General features: G+C 64.6%; 17 protein-coding genes and 1 pseudogene. 7 read left to right on the plus strand and 11 right to left on the minus strand.

Translation table 11 applies throughout. The features are described from left to right. Positions 1-91: 91 nt before the first annotated feature. The 3 genes from hspQ to PE058_RS10905 all read right to left on the minus strand — a co-directional run bounded on the left by hspQ (position 92) and on the right by PE058_RS10905 (position 3,173). On the minus strand, positions 92-412 hold the full coding sequence (gene hspQ, locus PE058_RS10895) for a heat shock protein HspQ (protein ID WP_020087936.1): 321 nt from the start codon (positions 410-412) through the stop codon (positions 92-94). Positions 413-584: 172 nt separating this feature from the next. Then, a complete protein-coding gene (locus tag PE058_RS10900; protein ID WP_020087935.1) occupies positions 585-1,640 on the minus strand; it encodes an HpcH/HpaI aldolase/citrate lyase family protein in 1,056 nt (351 codons plus the stop codon). A gap of 162 nt (positions 1,641-1,802) precedes the next feature. After that, positions 1,803-3,173, minus strand: coding sequence for a polyhydroxyalkanoate depolymerase (locus PE058_RS10905; RefSeq protein WP_020087934.1), 1,371 nt, complete (start codon positions 3,171-3,173; stop codon positions 1,803-1,805). 268 nt (positions 3,174-3,441) lie between these two features. Between PE058_RS10905 and PE058_RS10910 the strand changes: the two genes are divergently transcribed. From PE058_RS10910 to PE058_RS10920, 3 genes are read left to right on the plus strand one after another with little or no spacing between them, the layout of a single operon-like run. Next, positions 3,442-6,750 (plus strand): transglutaminase family protein, encoded by a 3,309-nt coding sequence (locus tag PE058_RS10910; RefSeq protein WP_271028381.1) that lies wholly within the window; start codon positions 3,442-3,444, stop codon positions 6,748-6,750. A gap of 13 nt (positions 6,751-6,763) precedes the next feature. Further along, a complete protein-coding gene (locus PE058_RS10915; protein WP_271028382.1) occupies positions 6,764-9,262 on the plus strand; it encodes a circularly permuted type 2 ATP-grasp protein in 2,499 nt (832 codons plus the stop codon). Continuing rightward, positions 9,259-10,149, plus strand: coding sequence for a transglutaminase family protein (locus PE058_RS10920; RefSeq protein ID WP_271028383.1), 891 nt, complete (start codon positions 9,259-9,261; stop codon positions 10,147-10,149). Before PE058_RS10915 ends, PE058_RS10920 begins: the two co-directional genes overlap by 4 nt. A gap of 14 nt (positions 10,150-10,163) precedes the next feature. Here PE058_RS10920 and PE058_RS10925 read toward each other — a convergent pair whose 3' ends face one another. Together PE058_RS10925 and PE058_RS10930 are read right to left on the minus strand one after the other, a co-directional pair. Beyond that, entirely contained in the window at positions 10,164-11,651 is a 1,488-nt protein-coding gene (locus tag PE058_RS10925; RefSeq protein WP_271028384.1) for an ATP-binding protein, read from the minus strand. Between the two features lie 110 nt (positions 11,652-11,761). Next, complete coding sequence (locus PE058_RS10930) at positions 11,762-12,262, minus strand: Lrp/AsnC family transcriptional regulator (RefSeq protein ID WP_020087929.1); 501 nt, start codon at positions 12,260-12,262, stop codon at positions 11,762-11,764. Between the two features lie 145 nt (positions 12,263-12,407). Here PE058_RS10930 and ald point away from each other — a divergent pair, with 145 nt between their 5' ends. Next, positions 12,408-13,529, plus strand: coding sequence for an alanine dehydrogenase (gene ald, locus PE058_RS10935; RefSeq protein ID WP_271028385.1), 1,122 nt, complete (start codon positions 12,408-12,410; stop codon positions 13,527-13,529). Positions 13,530-13,978: 449 nt separating this feature from the next. Here the strand turns inward: ald and PE058_RS10940 are convergent, their stop codons facing one another. Continuing rightward, positions 13,979-14,812, minus strand: coding sequence for a lytic murein transglycosylase (locus PE058_RS10940; protein ID WP_271028386.1), 834 nt, complete (start codon positions 14,810-14,812; stop codon positions 13,979-13,981). A 172-nt stretch (positions 14,813-14,984) separates the two neighbouring features. Here PE058_RS10940 and PE058_RS10945 point away from each other — a divergent pair, with 172 nt between their 5' ends. Then, positions 14,985-15,536 (plus strand): VOC family protein, encoded by a 552-nt coding sequence (locus tag PE058_RS10945; RefSeq protein ID WP_020087926.1) that lies wholly within the window; start codon positions 14,985-14,987, stop codon positions 15,534-15,536. Between the two features lie 89 nt (positions 15,537-15,625). Here PE058_RS10945 and PE058_RS10950 read toward each other — a convergent pair. Further along, positions 15,626-15,802, minus strand: a pseudogene (locus tag PE058_RS10950) (methylmalonate-semialdehyde dehydrogenase (CoA acylating)); the annotation flags it as partial. A 129-nt stretch (positions 15,803-15,931) separates the two neighbouring features. Between PE058_RS10950 and PE058_RS10955 the strand changes: the two are divergent. Further along, on the plus strand, positions 15,932-17,236 hold the full coding sequence (locus PE058_RS10955) for a hypothetical protein (RefSeq protein WP_271028387.1): 1,305 nt from the start codon (positions 15,932-15,934) through the stop codon (positions 17,234-17,236). 243 nt (positions 17,237-17,479) lie between these two features. Here PE058_RS10955 and PE058_RS10960 read toward each other — a convergent pair whose 3' ends face one another. The 3 genes from PE058_RS10960 to gabT form a co-directional block, all read right to left on the minus strand. Further along, a complete protein-coding gene (locus PE058_RS10960; protein WP_271028388.1) occupies positions 17,480-18,976 on the minus strand; it encodes a CoA-acylating methylmalonate-semialdehyde dehydrogenase in 1,497 nt (498 codons plus the stop codon). A gap of 7 nt (positions 18,977-18,983) precedes the next feature. Next, positions 18,984-20,306, minus strand: coding sequence for an aspartate aminotransferase family protein (locus tag PE058_RS10965; RefSeq protein WP_271028389.1), 1,323 nt, complete (start codon positions 20,304-20,306; stop codon positions 18,984-18,986). A gap of 231 nt (positions 20,307-20,537) precedes the next feature. Further along, positions 20,538-21,833, minus strand: a complete 1,296-nt coding sequence (gabT, locus tag PE058_RS10970; RefSeq protein WP_020087923.1) for a 4-aminobutyrate--2-oxoglutarate transaminase — start codon at positions 21,831-21,833, stop codon at positions 20,538-20,540. 242 nt (positions 21,834-22,075) lie between these two features. Here gabT and PE058_RS10975 point away from each other — a divergent pair, with 242 nt between their 5' ends. Continuing rightward, positions 22,076-22,666 carry a cupin domain-containing protein gene (locus PE058_RS10975; protein ID WP_020087922.1) on the plus strand — a complete coding sequence of 197 codons (591 nt, stop codon included), beginning with the start codon at positions 22,076-22,078 and terminating at the stop codon, positions 22,664-22,666. A 250-nt stretch (positions 22,667-22,916) separates the two neighbouring features. Here PE058_RS10975 and PE058_RS10980 read toward each other — a convergent pair whose 3' ends face one another. Further along, on the minus strand, positions 22,917-24,110 hold the full coding sequence (locus PE058_RS10980; protein ID WP_020087921.1) for an ABC transporter ATP-binding protein: 1,194 nt from the start codon (positions 24,108-24,110) through the stop codon (positions 22,917-22,919). Positions 24,111-24,113 lie beyond the last annotated feature (3 nt).

A 24,113-nucleotide genomic window follows, 5' to 3' on the forward strand; every position in this document is an offset into this window, starting at 1 on the left:
GTTGAAATGCAGAAGGCCGCCCGAAAGGGCGGCCTTTTTGCTTGGCGTTGTGGTTGAAACGCGTGAGCCGCGTGTGCTGCGGAGTGCGCCGTCAGTGCGGCTGGAACACCGCGCGATAGCGGCCGTCCTCGTCCTCGACGAAGTAGTCGCCGAGCTGCGGGTGGCGCAGGGGCTCGCCGCTGGTGTCGGGCAAAAGGTTCTGCTCCGAAACGTAGGCGATGTACTCGGTCTCCGCGTTTTCGGCCAGCAGGTGGTAGAAGGGCTGGTCCTTGATCGGGCGGATCTCCGCCGGAATGGACAGCCACCAATCCTCGGTGTTGTTGAACACGGGATCGATATCGAACACGACGCCGCGGAACGCATAGACGCGATGGCGCACGACCTGGCCCACGGAAAACTTGGCTTTCCGCATGGCAGGAGTAGCGGCCGCAGGCTTCGGAGAAGCCCGCTTGCGCGGTTTGCGTGTCACTGATTCAGGTTTGGGCGGCATTGTCTAATCCCCACGAGGCTCCATTCGAGGGGAGGGCTCTCCGGATGTCAACGGATCTGTGCAACATAGTTGATTGACGAGACTTCTTTCAGCCTCAAAAGCCGTAGGCCGCGGCGCGCTCGGGATCCTTCTTGGCGACGAGGCGGGCGAGATCGACGATCACCTTGGCCTGCTTCCATGTGGCGTCGTCCTGCATCTTGCCGTCGATCATCACGGCGCCGGTGCCATCGGGCATGGCCTCCAGGATCCGCTTGGCGAAGGCGACTTCCTTCACGTCAGGTGAGAAGACGCGCTTGGCGATGTCGATCTGGGTCGGATGGAGCGACCACGCGCCGAGGCAGCCCTGGATGAAGGCGTTGCGGAACTGGGCTTCGCAGGCGGCGCCGTCGGAGAAGTCGCCGAACGGGCCGTAGAACGGCTTCAGGCCATAGGAGAGGCAGGCGTCCACCATCTTGCCGACGGTGTAGTGCCAGAGATCCTGCTGATAGCGCGCGCGCTCGGCCTTCGCATCGGCGCCTGCGTCGGCGAGCACCGAATAGTCCGGATGGCCGCCGCCAACGCGGGTGGTCTTCATGCCGCGCGAGGCGGCGAGATCGGCGGGGCCGAGGCTCATGCCGTGCATGCGGGGCGAGGCCGCGGCGATGGCTTCCACGTTTTTCACGCCTTCCGCGGTTTCGAGGATCGCGTGGATGAGAATCGGCCGCTTCACGGCGTACTTGGCCTCGAGCTGGGCGAGGAGCTGGTCGAGGTAGTGGATGTCCCAGGGGCCTTCGACCTTGGGCAGCATGATCACGTCGACCTTGTTGCCGGCTTCCCGCACGATCTCGGTGACGTCGTCGAGCATCCAGGGCGAGTTGAGGCAGTTGATACGCGTCCAGAGGCCGGTGTCGCCGAAGTCGTTCTCGCGCGCCATCTGGATGAAGCCCTTGCGCGCGGCCTCCTTGTCGCCCACGGGGATCGCGTCCTCGAGATTGCCGAGCACCACGTCAACCTGGGAGGCGATATCCTTGATTTTGGAGCGGATCTTCTCGTTGTGGGGCGGCACGAAGTGAATCATGCGCTCGATGCGGACGGGAAGCACGCGGTAGGGCTCGGGAGCGCCGATGGCCAGGGGGGCAAAGTGTTTCGCAGGCGTGCGGACGGCGCTCATCGGGCGAACCTCTAGATCAATCGCAAATGCGGGATGGGATTTGCGGCGCACTCTAGTGGCCGGACGGCAAGAGTCAACGCGAGGGCGCCGCGGCATGGTTAGCCGGGTCGCGGGGTAACCGCGGTCGCTTGCCTGGGTCAGGGGGCCCGTGTCGGGCCTGGATCAGCGGGCCGATCCGTTGGGCGTCGCGCCGTTCACCGCCGTGCCGTTGGGGGCGCGCCAGTCCACGACGTTCTCGCGGGCCGGATGCAGCGAGCGATACGGCAGGGGCATCTTGGTTTCCGAGTTGCCGGCTTTGCGCTTGAACTGCACCGTGCGGATCATCTCGCGGATGCGCGGCTGGATCTCCGTGCGCCAGCGCGTGCCGCTGAAGACGCCGTAGTGCCCGACGCCCGGCTGGACGTAATAGTAGTGCTCGTCCACGGGGATGCCCGTGCACAGGCTGTGAGCGGCTTCCGTCTGGCCGAGGCCGCAGATATCGTCCCGCTCGCCTTCCACCGTCATCAGCGCCGTCTTGCGGATCGCGGAGCAATCGACGCGCTGGCCGCGGTGCATCATCTCGCCTTTGGGGAGCGCGTGATCCTGGAACACGGTCTTGACCGTCTGCAGGTAGAAATCCGCAGGGAGATCCATGACGGCCAGGTATTCCTCGTAGAAGGACTTGTGCTGGTTGACGCTGTCGCAGTCGCCTTTGACGAGGTTCTCGAACAGCTTCATGTGCGCCTGCGTGTGGCGCTCGAGGTTCATGGTCATGAAGCCGGTGAGCTGGATGAAGCCCGGATAGACGCGCCGGCCGAAGCCCGCGTTGGGGAACGGCACGTAGTGGATCACGTTGCTCTCGAACCAGGAGAGCGCTTTCTCCTCGGCGAGCTTGTTCACCTGCGTGGGATTGCGGCGCGTGTCGATGGGGCCGCCCATAAGCGTCATGGACGCGGGCTGGCACGGATCGTCGTTGGCGGCCATGACCGCTGCCGCTGCGAGGGCGGGCACAGCCGGCTGGCAGACTGCGATGACGTGCGTGTTCGGACCCAGGAACTGGATGAACTCGATGATGTAGTCGATGAAGTCGTCGAGATCGAACGAGCCTTCATAGGCGGGCACGTCGCGCGCATCGATCCAATCGGTGATGTAGGTGTTGTGCTCCTTGATCATCTCCTGCACCGTGCCGCGCAGAAGCGTCGCGTAGTGACCGGACATCGGTGCGATGATCAGCACCTTCGGATCGTAGCGCTTGCCGACCACGGTCTCGTCGCGATCGAAGTGGAGCAGGTTGCAGAAGGTCTTCTTCATCACGATCTCCTCCCGCACGGGGACGGTGAGACCGTGGACCTTCGTTTCCTTGATGCCGAACTCCGGCTTGCCGTAGCGGCGCGTCATGCCTTCAAACACTTCGCAGGCCGCCGACATGTTCTTGGCGATCTCGGTTTCAGCGAAGGGATTGAAGGGGGCGTCGATCTGCGCCTTGAAGGCGCGGGTCATAAGCCGGACGGGATGCATGAAGGCGTGAGCAAGCTCATAAGTGTAATAGTGCATTCCGTCAGCTCTCCCGAAGCCCCCGACATCCTGCAATGCAGCAGGCATGTCCGCTGACGTCAAGCATTCCGTCTTAGAAATGTCTCAATTGGCGAAATTACAGGCAAATATGTGACTAATCTTTAGTCGATATGCCTCGAGAACGCGGCTTGACCGCGAATTGCCCGACAATGCAGCATCGTTGCAATGCACAATACGGGCGCCGGGTTGTTATTGTATTGTTGTGCCACAGCTTTCGCCCGTCAGCCCCTCGAGGTCGTTCCCGGCGATGGCGATTTTAACCAGCCTCCACCACGTCACTCGATACGTTTATGACAAGCCCGTTTCGCTCGGTCCGCAGATCATTCGGTTGCGACCGGCGGCGCACTGCCGAGTTCGCATCCCGAGCTATTCGCTGAAGGTCTCGCCGGGTAACCATTTCGTCAATTGGCAGCAGGATCCGCACGGAAACTGGCTCGCACGCTACGTCTTTCCGGAGAAAACAACGGAGTACACCGTCACCGTCGATCTTCTGGCGGAGATGGCGATCGTCAATCCGTTCGATTTCTTCATCGAAAGCTACGCGGAGGAGTTTCCGTTCGCGTATGCCGATTCGCTCGCGAGCGATCTCGCCCCGTATCTCGTGATCGAGGAGACGACAGGGCCGCTGTTCGCGCAGTTCGTCGGCAGCGTCGCACCGAACGGAAAGGCGGAGCGGACCATCGATTTTCTCGTGGCGCTCAACGCGCGCATCAATCGCGAGATCAGCTACCTTATCCGTCTCGAACCGGGCGTGCAGACACCCGAGGAGACGCTGAAGCTCGGGTCTGGATCGTGCCGCGATTCGGCGTGGCTGCTGGTGCACGTGCTGCGCAAGCTGGGTCTCGCGGCGCGATTCGTCTCGGGCTATCTCATCCAGCTCAAGCCGGACATCAAATCGCTCGACGGCCCCTCGGGCACGGACCACGATTTCACCGATCTTCACGCGTGGACCGAGGTCTATCTGCCGGGTGCAGGATGGATTGGCCTCGATCCGACATCCGGTCTCTTCTGCGGCGAGGGGCACATTCCGCTCGCGGCGACGCCGCACTACAGAAGCGCTTCGCCGATCAGCGGCGGTGTCGATCCTTCCGAGGTGACCTTCAATTTCGACATGAAGGTGAGCCGTGTCGCGGAGAAGCCGCGCATTACGCTGCCGTTCTCGGAAGAGAGCTGGGAGGCCCTGCTGGCTCTCGGCGATCGCGTCGACGGCGACCTTGCGGCGGAGGGCGTGGGGCTCACCATGGGTGGGGAGCCAACGTTCGTCTCGATCGACGACTACCAGTCGCCCGAGTGGAATACAGCCGCGGTGGGCCCGACGAAGCGGGCGCGCGCCGACGATCTTATCCGCCGCTTGCGGGCGCGCTTTGCGCCGGGCGGCTTTCTGCACTACGGGCAGGGAAAGTGGTATCCGGGCGAGAGCCTGCCGCGCTGGACCTTCGCGCTCTACTGGCGCTGCGACGGTAAGCCGATCTGGCGCAACGATGCGCTCGTCGCGCGCGAAGGTTTCCGCGCCCCGACCGATGTGGAAGGCGCCAAGGCGTTCTGCGAGGGTATCGCCGAGCGTCTCGGTGTCGGCGGCGAACATGTGATCTCGGCCTACGAGGATCCCGCGCACTGGATCGTCAAGGAGGCGCAGCTTCCGGTCAATGTCGACCCGCTCGACAGCAAGATCAGCGACGCGGAGGAACGGGCGCGGATCGCGCGGGTGTTCGATCGCGGGCTTGGAACTGCGTCGGGGTTCGTGCTGCCGATCCAGCGCTGGAATGCGCGCGCTGGTAAAGGCTGGATGAGCGAGAAGTGGAAGCTCAGGCGCAATCAGTTGTTCCTGGTGCCGGGCGACAGTCCGCTGGGGCTCAGGCTACCGCTCAACTCACTGCCGTGGCTTCCGCCTATGGCGGTGCCGCACGTCGTGACCGACGATCCATTCCTGGAACGTGGCGATCTCCCCGATCCGGACGCGTTTCTGCAAGTCTATCGCCGCGTGGGCGACAACCCGTATCGCCAGCCCATTCCGCTCGTGCAGGACATCGAGGGGGCGTCTGTGCGCACCGCGCTCGCGGTGGAGCTTCGCGAAGGCAAGCTCTGCGTGTTCATGCCGCCGCTCGGTGCACTCGACGACTATCTGGAGCTGCTGACCGCGGTGGAGGCGGCCGCAGACGAGCTGATGCTGCCGGTGCACATCGAAGGTTATCCGCCCCCGCCGGATCATCGTCTCAACGTCATCAAGGTCACGCCCGATCCAGGGGTGATCGAGGTGAACATCCATCCCGCTTCCTCGTGGCGCGAGTGCGTTGCGACCACGGAGGGCGTCTACACGGAAGCGCGCCTTTCGCGGCTCGGCACCGACAAGTTCATGACGGACGGGCGCCATACGGGAACGGGCGGGGGAAACCACGTCGTGGTGGGCGGTGCTGCGCCGTGGCAGAGCCCGTTCCTGCGCCGCCCTGATCTGCTCAAGAGCCTCATCGTCTTCTGGCAGCGCCATCCGTCGCTCTCGTATCTCTTCTCCGGCCTCTTCATCGGGCCGACGAGCCAGGCGCCGCGCGTGGACGAGGGACGTCACGAAAGTCTCTATGAGCTCGAGATCGCGCTCGGCATGATCCCGGGGCCGGGCGAGGGGCCGCCGGTTCCGCCGTGGCTGCTGGACCGGCTGCTCCGTAACCTGCTCGTCGATTCCTCCGGCAACACGCATCGGAGCGAGATCTGCATCGACAAGCTCTATTCGCCCGACGGTACGGCGGGCAGGTTAGGGCTGATCGAGTTCCGCTCGTTCGAGATGCCGCCGGATGCGCGCATGAGCCTGGCGCAGCAGCTTCTCCTGCGCGCGCTGATCGCGAAGTTCTGGAAGGAGCCCGAGCGCGGTGATCTCGTGCGCTGGGGCACGGCGCTGCACGATCGCTTCATGCTGGAGCACTACGTCTGGGCGGATCTGCTCGATGTTCTCGACGTGCTGCGGCGGGCGGGCTACGCTTTCAAGAGCGAGTGGTTCGAGGCGCAACGGGAGTTCCGCTTTCCATTCTACGGAAACGTGGAGCATGGGGGTGTGAAGCTTGAGGTGCGCCAGGCGCTCGAGCCCTGGCATGTGATGGGCGAGGAAGGGGCGATCGGGGGGACGGTGCGCTACGTGGATTCCTCGGTGGAGCGGTTGCAGGTGAAGGTGGACGGGTTAAATCCGCGCCGTCACGTGCTTGCCTGCAACGGGCGGCGCGTGCCGCTGGCCTCCACAGGGCGCTCCGGCGAGTTCGTGGCAGGCGTGCGGTTCAAGGCATGGCATCCGCCGTCCGGGCTGCATCCCACCATTCCGGCTCATGCGCCGCTGACCTTCGACGTGCTCGACACGTGGAGCCATCGCTCGCTCGGCGGCTGCGTTTACAGCGTCGCGCATCCGGGCGGGCGGAACTACGAGACCTTTCCGGTGAACACTTACGAGGCCGAGGCGCGCCGGCTCGCGCGCTTTCAGGATCACGGCCATACGCCGGGCCTCGTCACGACGCCGCCTCCCGAGCGCAACGACGAATACCCGCTGACCCTCGATCTCAGGCGGGCGCCGTCATGACGCGGGACGTATCGTGACGTCCGGGGCGGCTCAGATATCCGGTGGCGCGCCGGATGGCACGGGATTGATCGCGGGCTATCGTCCGCTACCCGGCGTCTACGACGAGATGGTGGATGAAGCGGGTCTCGTGCGGCCGCATTGGCGCCCTTTCGTCGAACGGCTCGCGGCAGAAGGGCCGGACGCGCTGGCCCAACGCTTCGGCGCCGCGGATCGCTATCTCAAGGATTCCGGCGTCTTCTATCGCGTCTACGACGATCCGACAGCGGCCGAACGGCAGTGGCCGCTCGCGCATGTGCCGCTTCTGATCTCGCCCGAGGATTGGGCGGTGATCGAGGCCGGCGTGATCCAGAGGGCGCATCTCATCGAGGCGTTTCTGTCGGATTGCTACAGGGGCGGGCGCCAGATGATGGCGCTTGGCCTGCCTGCGTCGCTCATCACGGGCAGCGCGGAGTTTCTGCGGCCGCTCGTTCAGGCCGAACGCCCGTCTCCACGGCAGCTTCATCTCTTCGCAGTCGATCTGGGGCGGAGCCCGACCGGGCAATGGTGGGTGTTGCGGGACCGGACGCAGGCCCCTTCGGGAGCGGGCTTCGCGCTCGAAAACCGCATCGCGCTGTCGCGGGCGATGTCGGAGGTGTTTCGCGCGTTCGACGTGCAGCGGCTGGCCCCGTTCTTCGACGCCTTCCGCGCGGCGCTCGCCAGCCATCGCGAGGCGGACGATGCGGGCGTGTGCCTGCTGACGCCGGGACCTCTCAACGAGACCTATTTCGAGCATTCCTATCTCGCGCGCTATCTCGGCCTCCGGCTGGTCGAGGGCATGGACCTTCTCGTGCTCGGCGGGACGGTTTTCCTGCGCACCGTGGCAGGCCTGCGGAAGGTGCGGGTTCTGTTGAGGCGTATCGACGGCGATTTCGCGGACCCGTTGGAGCTCAACACGCAGTCGCGGCTCGGGATCGCGGGGCTGGTGCAGGCCGTGCGGCAGGGCAACGTGACGCTTGCCAACGCGCTTGGCTCGGGGCTCGCCGAAGCGCGCGCGCTGCTGGGCTTTCTGCCGACGCTGGCGGAGCCGCTGATCGGCGAGCGGCTGCTGCTTCCGAACGTTGCGACGTGGTGGTGCGGGCAGGAGGATGCGCGCCGGCAGGTGCTGGATGCGCTCGACGACCGTGTGATCGCGCCGGCCTTCTCGCGCGCTTCGAGCGGCATACCGCCCGGCGGGCCGTGGGTGATGTCGGAGCTTTCGTCGCCGGACCGCGACATCCTCACGACCGCGATCGAGCGGCGCGGCGTGGATTTCGTCGGCCAGGAGGTGGTGAAGCTTTCGACGACGCCGGTTTGGGCGAACGGGCGGCTCGAGCCGCATCCGTTCACGTTCCGCGTGTTCGTCGCGGCGACGGCGGACGGCTACAAGGTGATGCCCGGCGGCTTTGCGCTGATTGGCGACCAGCGGGACCTGCGGGCCGTCACCATGCAGCGGGGGGCCCGCTCGGCCGACGTGTGGGTGCTGTCGCGTGGACCGGTGCCGCAGACGACGCTGATCCCGTCCGAAACCCAGATCATGGTGCGCCGCTCAACGGGTGCGCTGCCGAGCCGGGCGGCCGACAATCTGTTCTGGCTCGCGCGGTATGTGGAGCGGGCGGACGAGACGTTGCGGCTGATCCGGGCGCTGGTGGCGCGCATCTCGGCTTCGCGGGCGCACACCCTGCCGGAGGTGGGCGGTCTCTGCGAGCTGCTGGTGCGCTGGGGCGCGGCAGGGAACACGGCTTCGGGTGGCGAGCCGGTGTGGATCGCGGAGACGGCGCTTCGTGACGGCGAGAGCGACGGGGCGGTGCCGGCGCTGGTGGCGGCGGCGCGGCGCGCGGCTTCCCTCATTCGAGATCGCTTCCCGCCGGATGCATGGCGGGCGTTGGAAGACCTTCACGCCTATATGCAGACGCCGATCGACGGCCAGGGCGGCAGCGCGGCGGCTTTCGACAGGGCGAGTACCGCGCTCAGGCTGATCGCGGCGGTCACCGGGTTTCAGCTCGAGACCATGAACCGGCTTGCGGGCTGGCGGTTTCTGAAGCTCGGGCTTCGCATCGAGCGTGGGCTCGCCGTCTGCCGGTTCGCGCGGCAGTTCGCGCGGCCGCAGGGCGGATCGCGCGAGGAGCTCGATCTGTTGCTGGAGCTCAACGATTGCCAGATCACGTATCGCTCGCGCTATCCATTGGGAGCCGCGTTCGCGCCGGTGCTGGATCTCGTGCTGCTCGACGAGAGCAATCCGCGCTCGCTTCTGTTCCAGCTCGGGCGGCTCAAGGCGCACACACTCGCGCTGCCGCTGCTGCCGCCTGCGCATCGGCCGAGCCCGGCGCTGGCGGTGGCAGAAGCGCTCTACGCGACGGTCTCCGCGATGGAGCCCGCCAAGATCCGCAGCGACGACATCCTCGGCATCGAGAACGGCCTCATGCATCTCTCGGACGAGATTTCGCTTTCCTATTTCCGCGTGCGCGACCCATTGCTGACGGAGGGGAGCGCATGACGGTCTACGACATCCGCCAGACGACCTCCTACGCTTATGGCTCGTTCGTGCCGTTCGCGGCGCACGTGCTGCGTCTCATGCCGCTTTCGGCCGGGCGTCTCGACGTACTCGACTGTGACATGGTGATTGATCCGGTGCCGAGCGAGTATGCGGTTGGGCGCGATTTCTTCGGCAATGCGACGACGCACATCACGCTCAAGGCGCCGCACAATCGTCTTACCGTGGAGAGCCGATCCGTCGTGAGGCTCGCGCCGTGCGAACTCGTGGAGCCACGCGATACGCCGCCCTGGGAAGAGGTGCGCCACTGGGCTCATGAGACGGCGGGCCTCGCTCGACGCTCTCCTGCACATCAGATCTTTGCGTCACGTCACGTACCGCTCGATGCGGCGTTCCTTGACTACGCGGCGGCGCTGTTCCCGCCGGGGAGGCCCGTGCTCGAGGGCGCGCTCGCGTTGATGGAGCGGATCCGTGCTGAGTTCACCTACGATCCCCATGCCACGGACGTCATGACGCCAGCGCGGGTCGCGTTCGCGACGCGGCGCGGCGTGTGTCAGGATTTCGCGCATATCATGATCGGCTGCCTGCGTTCGCTGGGGCTCCCGGCAGCCTACGTGAGCGGCTATCTGCGCACGCACCCGCTACCCGGCATGGCGCGCCTCGAAGGCGCGGATGCGATGCACGCGTGGGTCTCGGTCTGGTGCGGCGAGGAGGCCGGGTGGCAGGATCTCGACCCCACGAATGCCATGCGTGCGGAGCGGGATCACGTGCCGCTAGCTTTCGGACGGGACTATTCGGATGTCTCGCCCATCGATGGGGTGATTTTCGATTCCGGCCGCCATTCGCTCTCCGTCGCGGTGGATGTGTGCGAGCGGGTCGAGGATGCGTGAGACGGCGGCGCGTCTCAGGTGAGCACGCGTGTCTCCGGCGGGCCACCCGAGCGGACGGGAAGCGTGACGTTGAGGGCTGTGCCGGCAGGCTGCATGGTCTCGATGACCAGCGTGCCCGAGAGCGCGCGGACGCGCTCGCGCATGCCGGCCAATCCGTAGCCGAGCGCGGCGTTGTCGGAGATGCCGACGCCATCGTCCGTGATGCGCAGGCGGACGCTGCGTCCGGCCTGTGCTTCCTCTGCGGACATGCTCACCGAGACCAGCGACGGGCTCCCGTGGCGGACGGCATTCGTGAGGCCTTCCTGCACGCAGCGATAGAGCGTGAGGTCGATGTCCTCGCCGAAGCTCGTCGGGAGATCTGCAAACGTGCGCTCGAAGCGTTTGTCGGGATGGCGGCGCTCGAAGGTGAGGATCAGCTCGCTGATCAGCTCCGTGAGCGTGGTGCGGCCGAGCGCGACGGGGCGCAGGCGGTTCAAGAGCTGGCGATTGAGGCTCTTCAAGCGCTCGGACACGAGCGAGATCTCGTTCACGCAGGAGAGGATGGTGGACGCCTGCGGCTCGGGCAGATTGCGGGCGTGACGCTCGATGGCGCCTGCACCGGCCGTGATGCCGAACAGGCAGGGGCCGAACTCGTCGTGCAGGTCGCGTGAAATCTGACGGCGCTCGTCTTCCTGCACGGCGACGAGCTGGCGGTAGAGGCGGCTGTTCTCGGCGTTGGCGCCGTCGAGTGCCTGGGCGAGCGTGTTGAAGCTGCCAACGATGGCGGCAAGCTCACGCACCTTCGGCGGCTCTATGCGGAGGCCATAATGCCCATCCTCCAGCTCGCGCATGCCGTCGGCGAGCGTGACCAGCGGGTCCAGGATGTAGCCGAGGACGAAATACAAGCCGACCATCATGAGTGCCGTTCCCCCGAGCCAGAGAACGGCCATGAGAAGGAGCAACTCCCAGGCTTCAGCGATTTCGTCGTCCGGCTCGCCCTTGATCAGCACGTTTCCGAGCAGCATGCCGTTTGCAATGACGGGGACGTCGCGCACCTCGACCGTGGGCTGGACGAGGCTTACGAACCAACCAGGCGCGCGATCCTCGCCGCGTGCGTCATGGGTCGCGAGCTCTGTCTCGTGGGCGCCGCTCGAAGCCTTTCCGGCCGGTGTGACGACACGGATGGAGACGTGGCGCACTTTCGCCATCTCCTGTGCGAGGCGCCAAGTGAAGGGCGCGAGATCCGCCGGCCCATCGATCTCGCGCGCCTGAGCCGCAATGTGATTGCGCCAAAGCTCGACGTTGGATTGGGTCTCGATCGCGGCGCGCGTGCGGGAGTCGAGCACGGCCAGCACGCCCCCGACGAGGCCGGTGAAGAGCGTGAGGAGCGTGATGGCGATGAGGATCTGCCAGCGGAACGGGCACGCGTACCAGAGGTTGGCGATCCTCTCCAGGAGCGGGAGAAAGCCTTTCGATGTGCGCGGAGGCTGGGAGGAGTCCGACGGGCTCTGGGAGAGAGGCATTTCCAGACGTGACCTGAGTGTGTGGGCGCGCGCTTGCAGCGCCGATGTCGCGTTGCGGGTAGTCACACCACAGCGCGCATCTTATGCGAGATCACAATTATGTTATAGAGTTACTTTTTCGAGCCGCGTGGTGCCGGGGTGCCGAGCATGGAAGCCGGGATGGTTGCGGCCTTGACCTCGCGGAGCACGAAAGAGGACCTGAGGCGCGTGACGCCCGGAAGGCGCGACAGCTCCTGCTTGTGAATGCGCTCGTAGTCGGCGAGGTCACGCGCGAGAACGGTCAGGAGGTAGTCGTCCTCGCCGGACATGAGCTGGCATCCGACGACGGAGGGCGCCGCCGCCACGGCCGCCTCGAAGGACTCGAGGCGCTGCTCGCTCTGGTTCTGAAGACTGATGAACACGTGCACGATCATCTCCAGCCCGACGGCGCGGCGGTCGATGCGGGCCTGATAGCCCTTGATGATGCCGCTTTCCTCGAGCGCGCGTATGCGCCGCGCGATCGCGGTGGGGGAGAGCGGAATGCGCTCCGCGAGTTGGACCTGGCTCAGGCGTCCGTCTTCAAGAAGCGCGGCCAGAATGGCGCGATCGAGCGCGTCTAAGGTATATTGCATTGCACATCTGCGAAAAATTATTCTATTTTGCAGATTATCTGCGTTCGTTGTTTTCTTTTCAACGAAATTTGCGGAGTTTCCGAGCGGTATCCTTGATATGGTCTCCGGCACCGAATTGAACGCAGCCGCAGGTACGGAGACCCCAATGCGCATCGGTGTTCCCACTGAGATCAAGAGCGACGAGTTTCGTGTCGGGCTGGTGCCCAGCTCCGTGCGGGAGCTGACCGCGCGGGGTCACGAAGTCGTGGTGCAGTCCGGCGCCGGAGGCGGCATTTTCGCGGACGATGCGGTCTATGAGCGGGCGGGTGCCAAGATCCTGCCCACCGCAGAAGCTGTGTTCGACGCGGCGGATATGATCGTCAAGGTGAAGGAGCCGCAGGCGGTCGAATACAAGCGGCTCAAGCCGCATCAGATCCTTTTCACCTACCTCCATCTCGCGCCCGATCCCGAGCAGGCGCGCGGGCTGATGGCCTCAGGCGCCGCTGCGATCGCCTACGAGACAGTGACGGATGCCGCGGGCGGTTTGCCCCTGTTGGCGCCGATGAGCGAGGTCGCGGGACGTCTTTCGATAGAGGCGGCGGCCATCGCACTCCGCCGTCCTGCGGGCGGGCGCGGCGTGCTGATGGGCGGTGTTCCAGGCGTTCGCCCCGCGAAGGTCGTCGTGCTGGGCGGCGGCGTGGTGGGAACGCACGCGGCGCGGATGGCGGCTGGTCTCGGCGCTGACGTCACCATCATCGACAAATCGCTGCCGCGGCTGCGGCAGCTCGACGAGCTGTTCCAGGGGCGCGTCCACACGCTGGCCTCCACCATGCACGCCATCGAGATGGAGGTGATGGAAGCGGATGTGGTGATCGGCGCTGTTCTCGTGGCGGGCGCGAGCGCGCCCAAGCTCGTCACGCGCGACATGCTGAAATCCATGAAGCGGGGCGCGGTGCTTGTGGATGTGTCCATCGACCAGGGCGGCTGCTTCGAAACCTCGCGGCCGACGACGCACGCCCATCCGACGTTCGAGGTCGACGGCATCATTCACTACTGCGTGGCCAACATGCCGGGCGCGGTGCCGGTGACGAGTGCGCAGGCGCTCAACAACGCCACGCTGCCGTTCGTGCTGAAGCTCGCCGACAAGGGCCTCGCGGCGTTCGATCGCGATCCGCATCTCGCGGCCGGGCTCAATGTTCGCGATGGGCGCATCATGCATTCCGCCGTCGCGGCGTCGCTCGGGTTCGACAGGCTGGACGGCGGAAAGGCACGGTCCGCGGCGGCATGATGGCATGATGGCGTGATGTTTCACGCTGCCTTCGCGGTTATGGCGCGCTCGTTCTTCCCTCCCAACGTTCGGCGCCACTTGCCGGTCCGCTTTCCCCCGAGCGGGCCGGCTTCATTTTGGAAGGCTCTTTCCGCGAGAGCGTTTTGCGATCCCGTTGCGTGGGCTTGCAGGCGATGTTCCAGGTTGGAGGAGAGTGCGTTCCTCAGGCGTGTCGGGATCCCGACCTGCGTCGGGATGACGTCTAAAGAAGGCACACGGCGCAGGCAAAAAACAACGTCACCCCGGCGAAGGCCGGGATCCAGACACGTTGGCAGTCACGTTCGCAGGCAATGGCCTGGATTGGGCACATCGTCGTCAACGTGAAACTTCCTGTTGGGCGGGGTGACGGAATAGCCCAGATCTTCTCATTTTCGAGCGAGGAACCGGTCTCCACTTCGTCGCAAGACGCTCTAGCCGCCGCGCAGCTTCGTTGCCATCACCGAGATGGTGCGCTGGTAGACCTCGGCGCGGTTCCAATCCTTGATGACGTTGTAGTTCGCTGTGCCCGGATGCCAGGGCTGGCCCGCCTGCCAGCCGTGGCCTTTGAGGAAATTGGCGGTGGAAGCCAAGATGTCCGGGATGCTGTGGATCAGGTCCTTCTTGCCGTCGCCGTCGTAGTCCACCGCGTATTTTACGTAAGGCGTGGGGAGAAACTGCGTCTGCCCGATCTCGCCCGCCCAGCCGCCGCGCATTTCAGCGGGGCTCATGTGTGCGTCGTCGATGATGCGAAGCGCATCGACGAGCTGGCCGGTGAAGAACGCCGAGCGGCGGCAGTCGTAGGAGAGTGTCGCGAGTGAGCGGATGATCGAGAACTTGCCGCTGGTATCTGCGCCATAGTTCGTTTCTAGCCCCCAGATTGCGATGACGACTTCCGCGGGCACGCCGAACTGCCGCTCCATGCGGTCCAGCGTCCCGCGATGGGCTTTCATGCGGGCGCGACCGCGGTTGATCAGCGCGGAGCCGACGCGGCGGGCATAGAACTGCTCGAACGAGAGCTTGAAGGATTTCTGGTTGCGGTCGAGCCGGATGACGCGCGGGTCGTAGGTGACGCCCGCGAGGCCCGAGGAAATGGCGGATTGGGAGACGCCTTGGGCGGCCGCTCGTTTTTTGAACGCGGCGAGCCAGGGGCCGAAGCCGCCGGCTGCCTCTCCGCAGGTTGCGGCGTGCGTGGCAGGCGAGAAAGCCATCAGAGCGGCCAGGGTGAGCGGGATGGCACTCGCCAGACGGAGGGCATTCGGCTTCATTAATTTTTCCTTGTTCTCAATGGCTTCGCTCGTCATCTCATATCTGTCAGGTTGGCCATAAAAAATCCAGCCGGGACGTGTCGGATCGGGGGCGCGCCGCTCGTCTTCAAGCGGAGGGCGGCTCGATCCGCCCGGACGACCGGAGGCTCAGGGCCAAGGAAGGAGACGCGGAATGTCGACGTCGGGCGAAATCAAGTTGCCGAAACTCGGAAGTGTCACGCCGCATATCGTGTGTGCGGGCGCGGCAGATGCCATCGCGTTCTACAAGAAGGCGTTTGGCGCGGAGGAGATGATGCGTCTTGCGATGCCGGACGGGAGGCTGATGCACGCCTGCATTCGCATCGGCAACTCTTACGTCATGCTCGTGGACGAAATGCCGGAGTGGCAATCACTCGGCCCCAATGCGCTCAAGGGCACGCCGGTCTCGATCCATCTGATGGTGGATGACGTGGATGCAATGTTCGCGCAGGCGGTGGCCGCGGGCGCAGAGGTGATGATGCCTGTCGCCGATATGTTCTGGGGCGACCGCTACGGCCAGGTGAAAGATCCATTCGGACACCGCTGGTCGATCGCAACGCACGTGCGCGACATGACCCTGGACGAAGTCAAAGAGGAGATGATGAAGATCAATCCGGACTGCGGCCCGGAGAGCGATGCGAAGGCGGGCGGCAAAGAAAAAGCCAAGGCCAAGGGCGGCGCCAAAGGCAAGGCGAAGGTGAGCTAGCGCGTTTTTGACTGCGAGCTACGCCCCGAAGGGAAAGGGAGCGAGCCGTGTTGGCTCGCTCCCTTTAGCTTTACGGGTGCGCGATGGCGTCAGTTCCGCCCTGTGAAGTTGAACTCGGCGCCGGAGCGGATGCCGGTGGGCCAGCGGGCGGTGACGGTCTTGATGCGCGTGTAGAAGCGCACGCCTTCGGGACCATAGACCGCGTGATCGCCGAACAGCGAGCGCTTCCAGCCGCCGAAGGAATGATAGGCGACGGGCACGGGGATGCTCGGATCCGCCATGCCGTTCGCCCGACGACGGAGCGCGTCCGAACGATGGCCCAAGTCAGAAAAGTCCGTTGTAAACCTATTCTGCCCCTGTCAGGATGACTGCTCACTTCCGGGGGAGTGAGTTCTGTGTCGACGCCAGATCCAGAGGACATCGTTCCAAAGGTCAAGTTCACCTTCGAACAAAAGCCGCTGTACGATCCGGATCCCTATGCGGGGCGGCGGCCGGACGCCTATGGTTTGTCCAAAACACCCGATACATTCGGCCTCGATAGCTTGCTGAAGGAGCTGGCCGACAACAAGACAAAGAGCGCGTCCCCTTCTGCTGACGCAGCGCCCGAGCCATCTGCCCCAGCCAAGCCAACGGTCAACTTTGTCCTGGTCGGCTCCCCGACGGACGTCGATGTTCCGAAAAAGGAACACAAAGCCGAGGCTCCGTCACCCAAAAACGCACCATCCGATTCTGGCGGCGACCCGCCGAAAGCGGCCACGCCAACCAAATCTGGCGGCCAACAGGCGAAACCCGTCAAATCGGCATCAACCGAAAAGGCCAAGTCGACGGCTGCAAAGTCGGGACATGCCGCCGCGCCAGCAAAGCCTGCCGCTCAAGCGTCGACCATCGACACCGTCTTGCGGGCCGACAAGCGATACCCGGCCCCCGGAGACGTGAAGCCGGAGACTCGTGAAAAGCGCTCGCCCATCGTCAAGGCGATCCTCACATGGTTCGCGATCATCTCAGGCGCCACTACCTTGATGGGGAATCTTCAGCCTTTCCTCACCCTTGCGGCAAGCATTAAACGGGCCCTGGATGTTTGGCATCGCATTATCTCCACAACCTGGCGGCTCATCTTCGGCTTCATCCAGGTAGATATGCCATCGTATCTCATTTCGCCTTTGACCCTCGCGGCTTTCATCCTGCTGGCTGGTCTCAGCACGCGCGCGACATTCGGAGCGGACAAATCCGATTCAGTTGAGCGCTTCGCCTACGTCATCATCGACGTGCTCAAAATCACCAGCATCATGTTGCTTTGGGGGATTGCCTTGGCCGGCGCCGTATCGCTGCTTCAGCTCTTTCCGATCGAAAGCTTGCGGATCATTTCAGGTCTCGTCTTGATGGCTGGAGCCGTGTATTTCTCCACGCTCCTCTATCGCTATGCTTTCGACAGCTCCATCGACCCCCGCGAAATTCCGCTTATCGCCATCACGTTGATCTTCTCGCTTCCGGCGCTTGCGTCGCAATCAAGCACTTTCCTTCAAGTCGACCGCCTGGGCCTGTCAGCATTGGCGGCAGGATCGGGAATCCTTCTCAGCGTGTTGATCTCCGACAGTGAACCGCTCAAAGACAAGCTCTACTTTATCCTGATAGGTCTCGTCTTTCTTATCGGTCTCAACGAGCTTGCAAAGCTCGGCTTGTCCTCTCCGGTTTCGGCGTGAGTACTGCGAATGAGGCTAGGCGATGAGGCTAGTGAGCCAAAGTAGGCGACGAACGCGGCGAAGCCCATGGGAATGGCGAGCAGATGCCGGTTCATGCGGCGGCGCATGGCCCAGGTCTCATCATCGCGCGCGACGCCGATGTTGAAGGTGACCGGATGATGTTGGCGGACTGCGGCAGACGCCCCTTTTGAGTTCTGTCAATCGCGGAGGCGGAGGAGGCGCGTCATGATCCTCGCGTGCCGCCTAGTTCCGCCCTGTGAAGTTGAACTCGGCGCCGGAGCGGATGCCGGTGGGCCAGCGGGCGGTGACGGTCTTGATGCGCGTGTAGAAGCGCACGCCTTCGGGACCATAGACCGCGTGATCGCCGAACAGCGAGCGCTTCCAGCCGCCGAAGGAATGATAGGCGACGGGCACGGGGATCGGCACGTTGATGCCCACCATGCCGACCTCGATCTTGTCGGCGAACGTGCGCGCGGTGTCGCCGTCGCGGGTGAAGATGGCGGTGCCGTTGCCGTACTCGTGGCTGTTCACGAGGTCGGCCGCCTCGTCATAGCTCTCGGTGCGCACGACGGAGAGAACCGGTCCGAAGATCTCGGTCTTGTAGATCGTCATGTCGCGCGTCACGTGGTCGAACAGCGTGCCGCCGATGAAGAAGCCGTTCTCGTAGCCTTGAAGCACGAGGCCGCGCCCGTCGACGACAAGCTCGGCGCCTTCTTTCACGCCGAGGCCGATGAGATCGGTGATGCGGCGCTTGGCTTCTCCGGTGACGACGGGACCCATCTCGGAGTCGGGATCCGTTGCGGGAGCGACCTTGAGCGCGCGCACGCGCGGGGCGAGCGCTTCGACCAGGCGGTCTGCGGTCTTCTTGCCGACGGGAACGGCGACGGAGATCGCCATGCAGCGCTCGCCGGCCGAGCCGTAGCCCGCACCCATCAAGGCATCCACGGCCTTATCCATGTCGGCGTCGGGCATGACGATCATGTGGTTCTTGGCGCCGCCGAGCGCCTGCACGCGCTTACCGGCCGCGGCGCCGCGCGTGTAGACGTATTCCGCGATCGGCGTCGAGCCGACGAAGCTCACGGCCTTGACGTCGGGATGATCGAGCAGCGCGTCGACGGCGGTCTTGTCGCCGTGCACGACGTTGAATACGCCCGCGGGGAAGCCTGCCTCCTGGAACAACTCCCAGATCAGCATCGGGGCGGAGGGATCGCGCTCGGAGGGTTTCAGCACGAAGGTGTTGCCGCACGCGACGGCGACCGGGAACATCCACATCGGCACCATGGCCGGAAAGTTGAACGGCGTGATGCCCGCGACGACTCCGAGCGGCTGGCGGTCCGACCAGCTATCGATGTCGGGGCCGATGTTGCGGCTGTACTCGCCTTTCAGCAGATGAGGGATACCGCAGGCGAAATCCACGACCTCTATTCCGCGCTGCAACTCTCCCAACGCATCGGCGTGCGTCTTGCCGTGCTCGGCGGAGATGGCGCGCGCGATGGCGTCGGCGTTCTTCTGCAACAGCTCCTTGAAGCGGAACATGGGCGCGACGCGCTTCATGGGCGGCGTGGCGCCCCAGCTCTCCGCGGCAGACTTCGCGGCAGCTACGGCGGCGGCGATCTCCTCCGGCGTCGAGAGCGGGAGGCGCGCGATGGCCTCGCCGGTCGCGGGATTGAAGACATCCGACGCGCGGGGCGAGGTGGAGGCGACTTTTCTGCCGCCGTAAGCGTTCTCGAGCGTTCGCATGATCCGGTCAGTCCGCTTCTTTGAGTACGGCGGTGAAGATGTCGAAGAGCTGGTCGATCTCGCTCTCGGTAATAATGAGCGGGGGCGAGAGCGCGATGATGTCGCCGGTCTGGCGCACGAGCAGGCCGCGCTCGAAGCATTTGACGAAGCGGCTGTAGGCGCGCTGGGCGGGGGCATCCGGAATCGGCGCGAACTCGATGGCACCGATGAGGCCGATGTTGCGGATGTCGATGACGTGCGGCAGGCCCTTCAGGGCGTGCACGCGCTCCTGCCAATAGGGCGCGAGCTGCGCGGCGCGGGTGAGGAGACCTTCCTCCTGATAGGTGTCCAGCGTGCCGATGGCTGCGGCTGCGGCCATGGGATGGCCCGAGTAGGTGTAGCCGTGGAAGAGGTCGATCGCGTTCTCGGGGCCGGTGGTGAAGGCCTCGTAGATGTGGCTCTTCAAGAAGACGACGCCCATCGGGATGGTGCCGTTGGTGACACCCTTGGCGCCGGTGATCATGTCGGGGGAGACGTCGAAGTAGTCGGCGCCGAAGGGGGTGCCGAGGCGGCCGAACCCGGTGATGACCTCGTCGAAGATCAAAAGGATGTCGTGCTTGCGGCAGATGGCTTCGAGCCGCTTCAGATAGCCCTTGGGCGGGATCAGGACGCCGGTGGAGCAGGCGACCGGCTCGACGATGACGGCAGCGATGGTGGAGGCGTCATGCAGCGCGACCAGGCGCTCGAGATCGTCGGCCAGATCGGCGCCGTGCTCGGGCTCGCCTTTGGAGAATGCGTTCTTGGCGAGATCGTGGGTGTGGCGGAGGTGATCGACGCCCGCGACCAGCGTTCCGAACATCTTTCTGTTGGGCGAGATGCCCCCGACGGAGGTGCCGCCGAAGTTTACGCCATGATAGCCGCGCTCACGTCCAATGAGGCGTACCTTCGAGGCGTTGCCTTTGGCGCGGTGGTAGGCGAGTGCGATCTTGAGGGCGGTCTCGACCGACTCGGAGCCTGAGTTGGTGAAGAAGACGTGGTCGAAGCCCTTGGGCGCGATGTTGACGAGGCGGGAGGCCGCCTCGAATGCCTTGGGATGGCCCATCTGGAAGGTGCCGGCGAAGTCCAGCTCCGCGGCCTGCTTCTGGATCGCTTCCACGATGCGCGGGCGGCAGTGCCCCGCATTCACGCACCAGAGTCCGGAGGTGCCGTCCAGGATCTTGCGGCCATCCTGCGTAAAGTAGTGCGTGTCCTTGGCGGAGGCGAGCAGGCGGGGCGCCTTCTTGAACTGCCGGTTCGCGGAGAACGGCATGAAGAAGGCTTCGAGGTCGTTTGTCTTGAGCTGGACGTTCATGGGCGCCTCTTCTGACGTTCGTGACGTATTGATGATCCGATCAAGCGAGCCCAATCGGCGGTGCGGCTAGGCGGCTGGACTCCGGCCTTCGCCGGAGTGACGGGTTGTTTGTGGCGACCCGACTGCCCGATATCGACGTCATCCCGGCGCAGGCCGGGACACGTTGAGCATCGTTACTGCGAACTTTCATGTCTTCCACAAGGGCCTTCGGTCTCTCCGGTTGCGACGTGCTTACTGAAGCTTGCTGACGGCCTCGGTGAGGCTCGCCTCGAAGACGTCCATGCCTTCCTTCACCAGGGCGTCGCTCGCGGTCAAGGGCGGCAGGAAGCGGATGACGTTTCCATAAGTGCCGCACGAGAGCAGGATCAAGCCACGCTCGTTGCCGGATTTCAGCACTTGCGCGGTGAGCTCGGGGGCGGGTTCGCCGCTCTTCACGTCCTTCACGAATTCGACGGCGCACATGGCGCCGACGCCGCGCACGTCGCCGATGCAGTTGAGGTTCGAGCGGGCGGCAAGCGCGCGGCAGCGGCCGAGGATGATTTCGCCGATGGCGCTGGCGCGGTCGCACAGCTGCTCGTCGTTGATGATGTCGAGAACCGTGTGAGCGGCGGCGCAGGCGACGGGATTGCCCGCGTAGGTGCCGCCGAGGCCGCCCGGGTTTGCGGCATCCATGATGTCCGCGCGTCCGGTGATGGCGGAGAGCGGAAGGCCGCCCGCGAGGCCCTTGGCGAGCGTCACCACGTCGGCCTTCACGTTCGTGTGGTCGAGAGCGAACATCTTGCCGGTACGCGCAAAGCCCGTCTGGATCTCGTCGGCGATGAGGACGATGCCGTGCTCGTTGCAGATGGCGCGAAGCTCGGAGAGGAATTCCGCGGGCGCGATGTTGAAGCCGCCCTCGCCCTGCACCGGCTCGATGATGATGCCGGCGATGGAGGAGGGATCGGCCTGATACTTGAAGAGCGCCTTCAGCGCCTTGACGCTGTCGGCCACCGAGGTGCCGTGATAGAGGTTCGGGAAGGCGACGTTGTAGATGTCGGCCGGAAAAGGCCCGAAGCCCTTCTTGTAAGGCACGGCCTTGCCGGTGAGCGCCATGCCCATGTGCGTGCGGCCGTGGAAGCCGCCCGAGAACGAGACGATACCGGGGCGGCCGGTGAAGGCGCGCGCGACCTTTACGGCATTCTCCACGGCTTCGGCGCCGGTGGAGGCGAGCATGGTCTTTGCGGGGCCAGAGACGGGCGCGATGGCGTTGAGCCGCTCGGCGAGCGAGACGTAGTTCTCGTGCGGCGTCACCTGGAAACAGACGTGGCTGAACGACTTCATCTGCTCGGCGATGGCGGCGAGGATGCGCGGGTGCTGATGGCCGGTGTTGACCACGGCGATGCCGGCGCCGAAATCGATGTAGCGCTTGCCGTCCTCGCTCCAGATCTCGGCGTTCTCGGCGCGCTTGGCATAGATCTGCGTCGCGTGGCCGATGCCGCGGGGAACGGCTGCATTCCGGCGTGCGTGAAGCTCGGCAGAGGTCGCCATCGGTCTCACCTTCCTTGTGTCGGCGAAGCGGATGCCTCGTCGACAGCCGCTCCGTAGTGATCAATAATTTGATCTATATCCGGAACCGTACTCTACGCAGTCCCCAGCTTCAAGTGCCGCAGTTCTGGCCTTAAGTCGCGCTTGTGTGTTCGTTTGATCAAAAAATTGATCAAAATTTGTCGTTTGGGGCCGTGCGCCGTGCTAGCGTTTCTTCAGTTCTCGCAAGGCAGGGTTACACGCATATGGCTCGACGCAAGAGATCCAGGGACGGAGCCGAGACGCGGACGACGATCGACGTCGGGGCGCGGCTCAAGGCGCAGCGCATCAAGAGCGGGCTCACGCAGCGGGATCTTGCCGCGAAGGCGGGCGTGACTAACGGCATGATCAGCATGATCGAGCAGAACAAGCATAGCCCCTCGGTGGCCACGCTGAACCGGCTGACGGATGCGCTGGGCTTGAGCTTCGCGGAGTTCTTCTCGATCTCGTTGCCGGAGGCGCCTCAGGTTTTCTACATGAAGGACGAGCTGGTGGCGCTGACGGAGGGCAAGGTGCGCTTCTTCGTCGTCGCGGGAGAGAGGCCGGAGAAGGCGCTCCAGATTCTGCACGAGGTCTACGAGCCGGGCGGCGACACCGGCAGCACGATGCTGACGCACCGGGGCGAGGAGGGCGGCCTCGTAATCCAGGGGCAGATCGAGGTGACCGTCGGTGACCAGCGTCGCGTGCTGGGGCCTGGGGATGCCTATTATTTCGAGAGCATGATTCCGCATCGGTTCCGCAATGTCGGCAAGCAGGCGGCGGTGATCGTGAGCTCGTGCACGCCGCCGTTCATGTGAGGCAGCAGGCAGCGGGCAGCAGGCAACAGTGAGAGTAGGGAGTAGGGAGTAGGGAGTAGGGAGTAGGGGCTCTCGTTCGGGTCGCGGGGCTGGCGCTTATGAGGCATGGCTTCACGGGACGGGATGACCTCGACGTTATCGGGAGCGGCTTGCCCCTTGACTTCGTCATCCCGGCGAAGGCCGGGATCCAGACACCTTACAATTCTGCTTTGCCGCGGCGGCCGGCATCACACACTCCACTGCCCATTGCCTACGACAACAGCACCACGGGGCTCGAGCCGGCCCAGCTTACCCACACCTGCTCTTTCCAATCGAAGCTGTCCTGGTCCCACCGCGAGCGGTTGGGGCGCGAGACACGGATCAGGTTTCCTTTGCCGGTATCGATGTGGAAGATCGAGGTGTCGCCGAGATAGGAGATCTCGCGGATGACGCCTTTGGCGATGTTGTGGCCTGCCGGGCATTCGGCGGGGGTGGGCGGTGTGCCGCTGTCCTTGTGTAGCGTGATCTTCTCCGGCCGGATTGCGACCCAGACCGGCGTGTTGACCTTGCCTGGAACGGCGTGCGGCAGATGAACGGCGTGGGGTGCCAGCTCGGGGCAATCGACCACGGCCTCGTCCGGCTCGTCCCTGACGAGAGTGCCCTCGAACATGTTCACGGACCCGATGAAATCCGCGACGAAGCGGGAAGCGGGGAACTCGTAGAGATCGGAGGGCGTGCCGAGCTGGGCGATGGAGCCCTTGTTCATGACAGCGATGCGGGACGCGATGGCGAGCGCCTCGTCCTGGTCGTGGGTGACCATGATGAATGTGATGCCCACCTTCTGCTGAAGTTGAGACAACTCGAAGCGCATGGCCTCGCGCAGTTTGGCGTCGAGGGCGGAGAGCGGCTCGTCGAGGAGTAGCACTTTCGGGCGCTTCACGAGGGCGCGGGCGAGGGCCACGCGCTGGCGCTGGCCGCCGGAAAGCTGATCCGGCATACGGGCCGCCAGATGGCCGAGCTGCACGAGGTCGAGCGCCTCCTGCACGCGCGTCTTGCGCTCGGGCTCAGGGACGCGGTCGATCTTGAGCCCGTAGGCCACGTTGTCGGCCACCGACATGTGCGGGAACACGGCGTAGGACTGGAACACCATATTCACCGGCCGCTTGTTGGCGGGAATGGTGCGCATGTCCTGGCCGTCGATGAGGATCTCGCCCTCTGTCGGGACCTCGAGGCCTGCCAGCATGCGCAAAAGCGTCGTCTTTCCGCATCCGGATGGGCCGAGCAGGGCGAAGAACTCTCCCGGCTCGATGTCGAGGCTCACATTGTCGACCGCGACCATGGAGCCGAATTTCTTGACGATGTTGCGGAAGCTGATGATGGGCTTCACGGCGGATTTGGGTGGAGCTGGAGATGCGTCGTTCACGGGATCAATCCTTGCATCGCGGGCGGCAGCCCGGTTTTCCATCTG

It is taken from the genome of Hyphomicrobium sp. DMF-1 (assembly GCF_027886585.1).
GTDB lineage: Bacteria > Pseudomonadota > Alphaproteobacteria > Rhizobiales > Hyphomicrobiaceae > Hyphomicrobium_C > Hyphomicrobium_C zavarzinii.

Excerpts from the sequence above, each read along its gene's own strand:
- gabT (WP_020087923.1), bottom strand. The coding sequence starts at position 21,833 with ATGGCGACCTCTGCCGAGCTTCACGCACGCCGGAATGCAGCCGTTCCC.
- hspQ (WP_020087936.1), bottom strand. The coding sequence starts at position 412 with ATGCGGAAAGCCAAGTTTTCCGTGGGCCAGGTCGTGCGCCATCGCGTC.
- ald (WP_271028385.1), top strand. The coding sequence starts at position 12,408 with ATGCGCATCGGTGTTCCCACTGAGATCAAGAGCGACGAGTTTCGTGTC.
- PE058_RS10910 (WP_271028381.1), top strand. The coding sequence starts at position 3,442 with ATGGCGATTTTAACCAGCCTCCACCACGTCACTCGATACGTTTATGAC.
- PE058_RS10980 (WP_020087921.1), bottom strand. The coding sequence starts at position 24,110 with ATGGAAAACCGGGCTGCCGCCCGCGATGCAAGGATTGATCCCGTGAAC.
- PE058_RS10905 (WP_020087934.1), bottom strand. The coding sequence starts at position 3,173 with ATGCACTATTACACTTATGAGCTTGCTCACGCCTTCATGCATCCCGTC.
- PE058_RS10965 (WP_271028389.1), bottom strand. The coding sequence starts at position 20,306 with ATGAACGTCCAGCTCAAGACAAACGACCTCGAAGCCTTCTTCATGCCG.
- PE058_RS10940 (WP_271028386.1), bottom strand. The coding sequence starts at position 14,812 with ATGAAGCCGAATGCCCTCCGTCTGGCGAGTGCCATCCCGCTCACCCTG.
- PE058_RS10960 (WP_271028388.1), bottom strand. The coding sequence starts at position 18,976 with ATGCGAACGCTCGAGAACGCTTACGGCGGCAGAAAAGTCGCCTCCACC.
- PE058_RS10975 (WP_020087922.1), top strand. The coding sequence starts at position 22,076 with ATGGCTCGACGCAAGAGATCCAGGGACGGAGCCGAGACGCGGACGACG.
- PE058_RS10925 (WP_271028384.1), bottom strand. The coding sequence starts at position 11,651 with ATGCCTCTCTCCCAGAGCCCGTCGGACTCCTCCCAGCCTCCGCGCACA.
- PE058_RS10930 (WP_020087929.1), bottom strand. The coding sequence starts at position 12,262 with ATGCAATATACCTTAGACGCGCTCGATCGCGCCATTCTGGCCGCGCTT.
- PE058_RS10900 (WP_020087935.1), bottom strand. The coding sequence starts at position 1,640 with ATGAGCGCCGTCCGCACGCCTGCGAAACACTTTGCCCCCCTGGCCATC.
- PE058_RS10920 (WP_271028383.1), top strand. The coding sequence starts at position 9,259 with ATGACGGTCTACGACATCCGCCAGACGACCTCCTACGCTTATGGCTCG.
- PE058_RS10945 (WP_020087926.1), top strand. The coding sequence starts at position 14,985 with ATGTCGACGTCGGGCGAAATCAAGTTGCCGAAACTCGGAAGTGTCACG.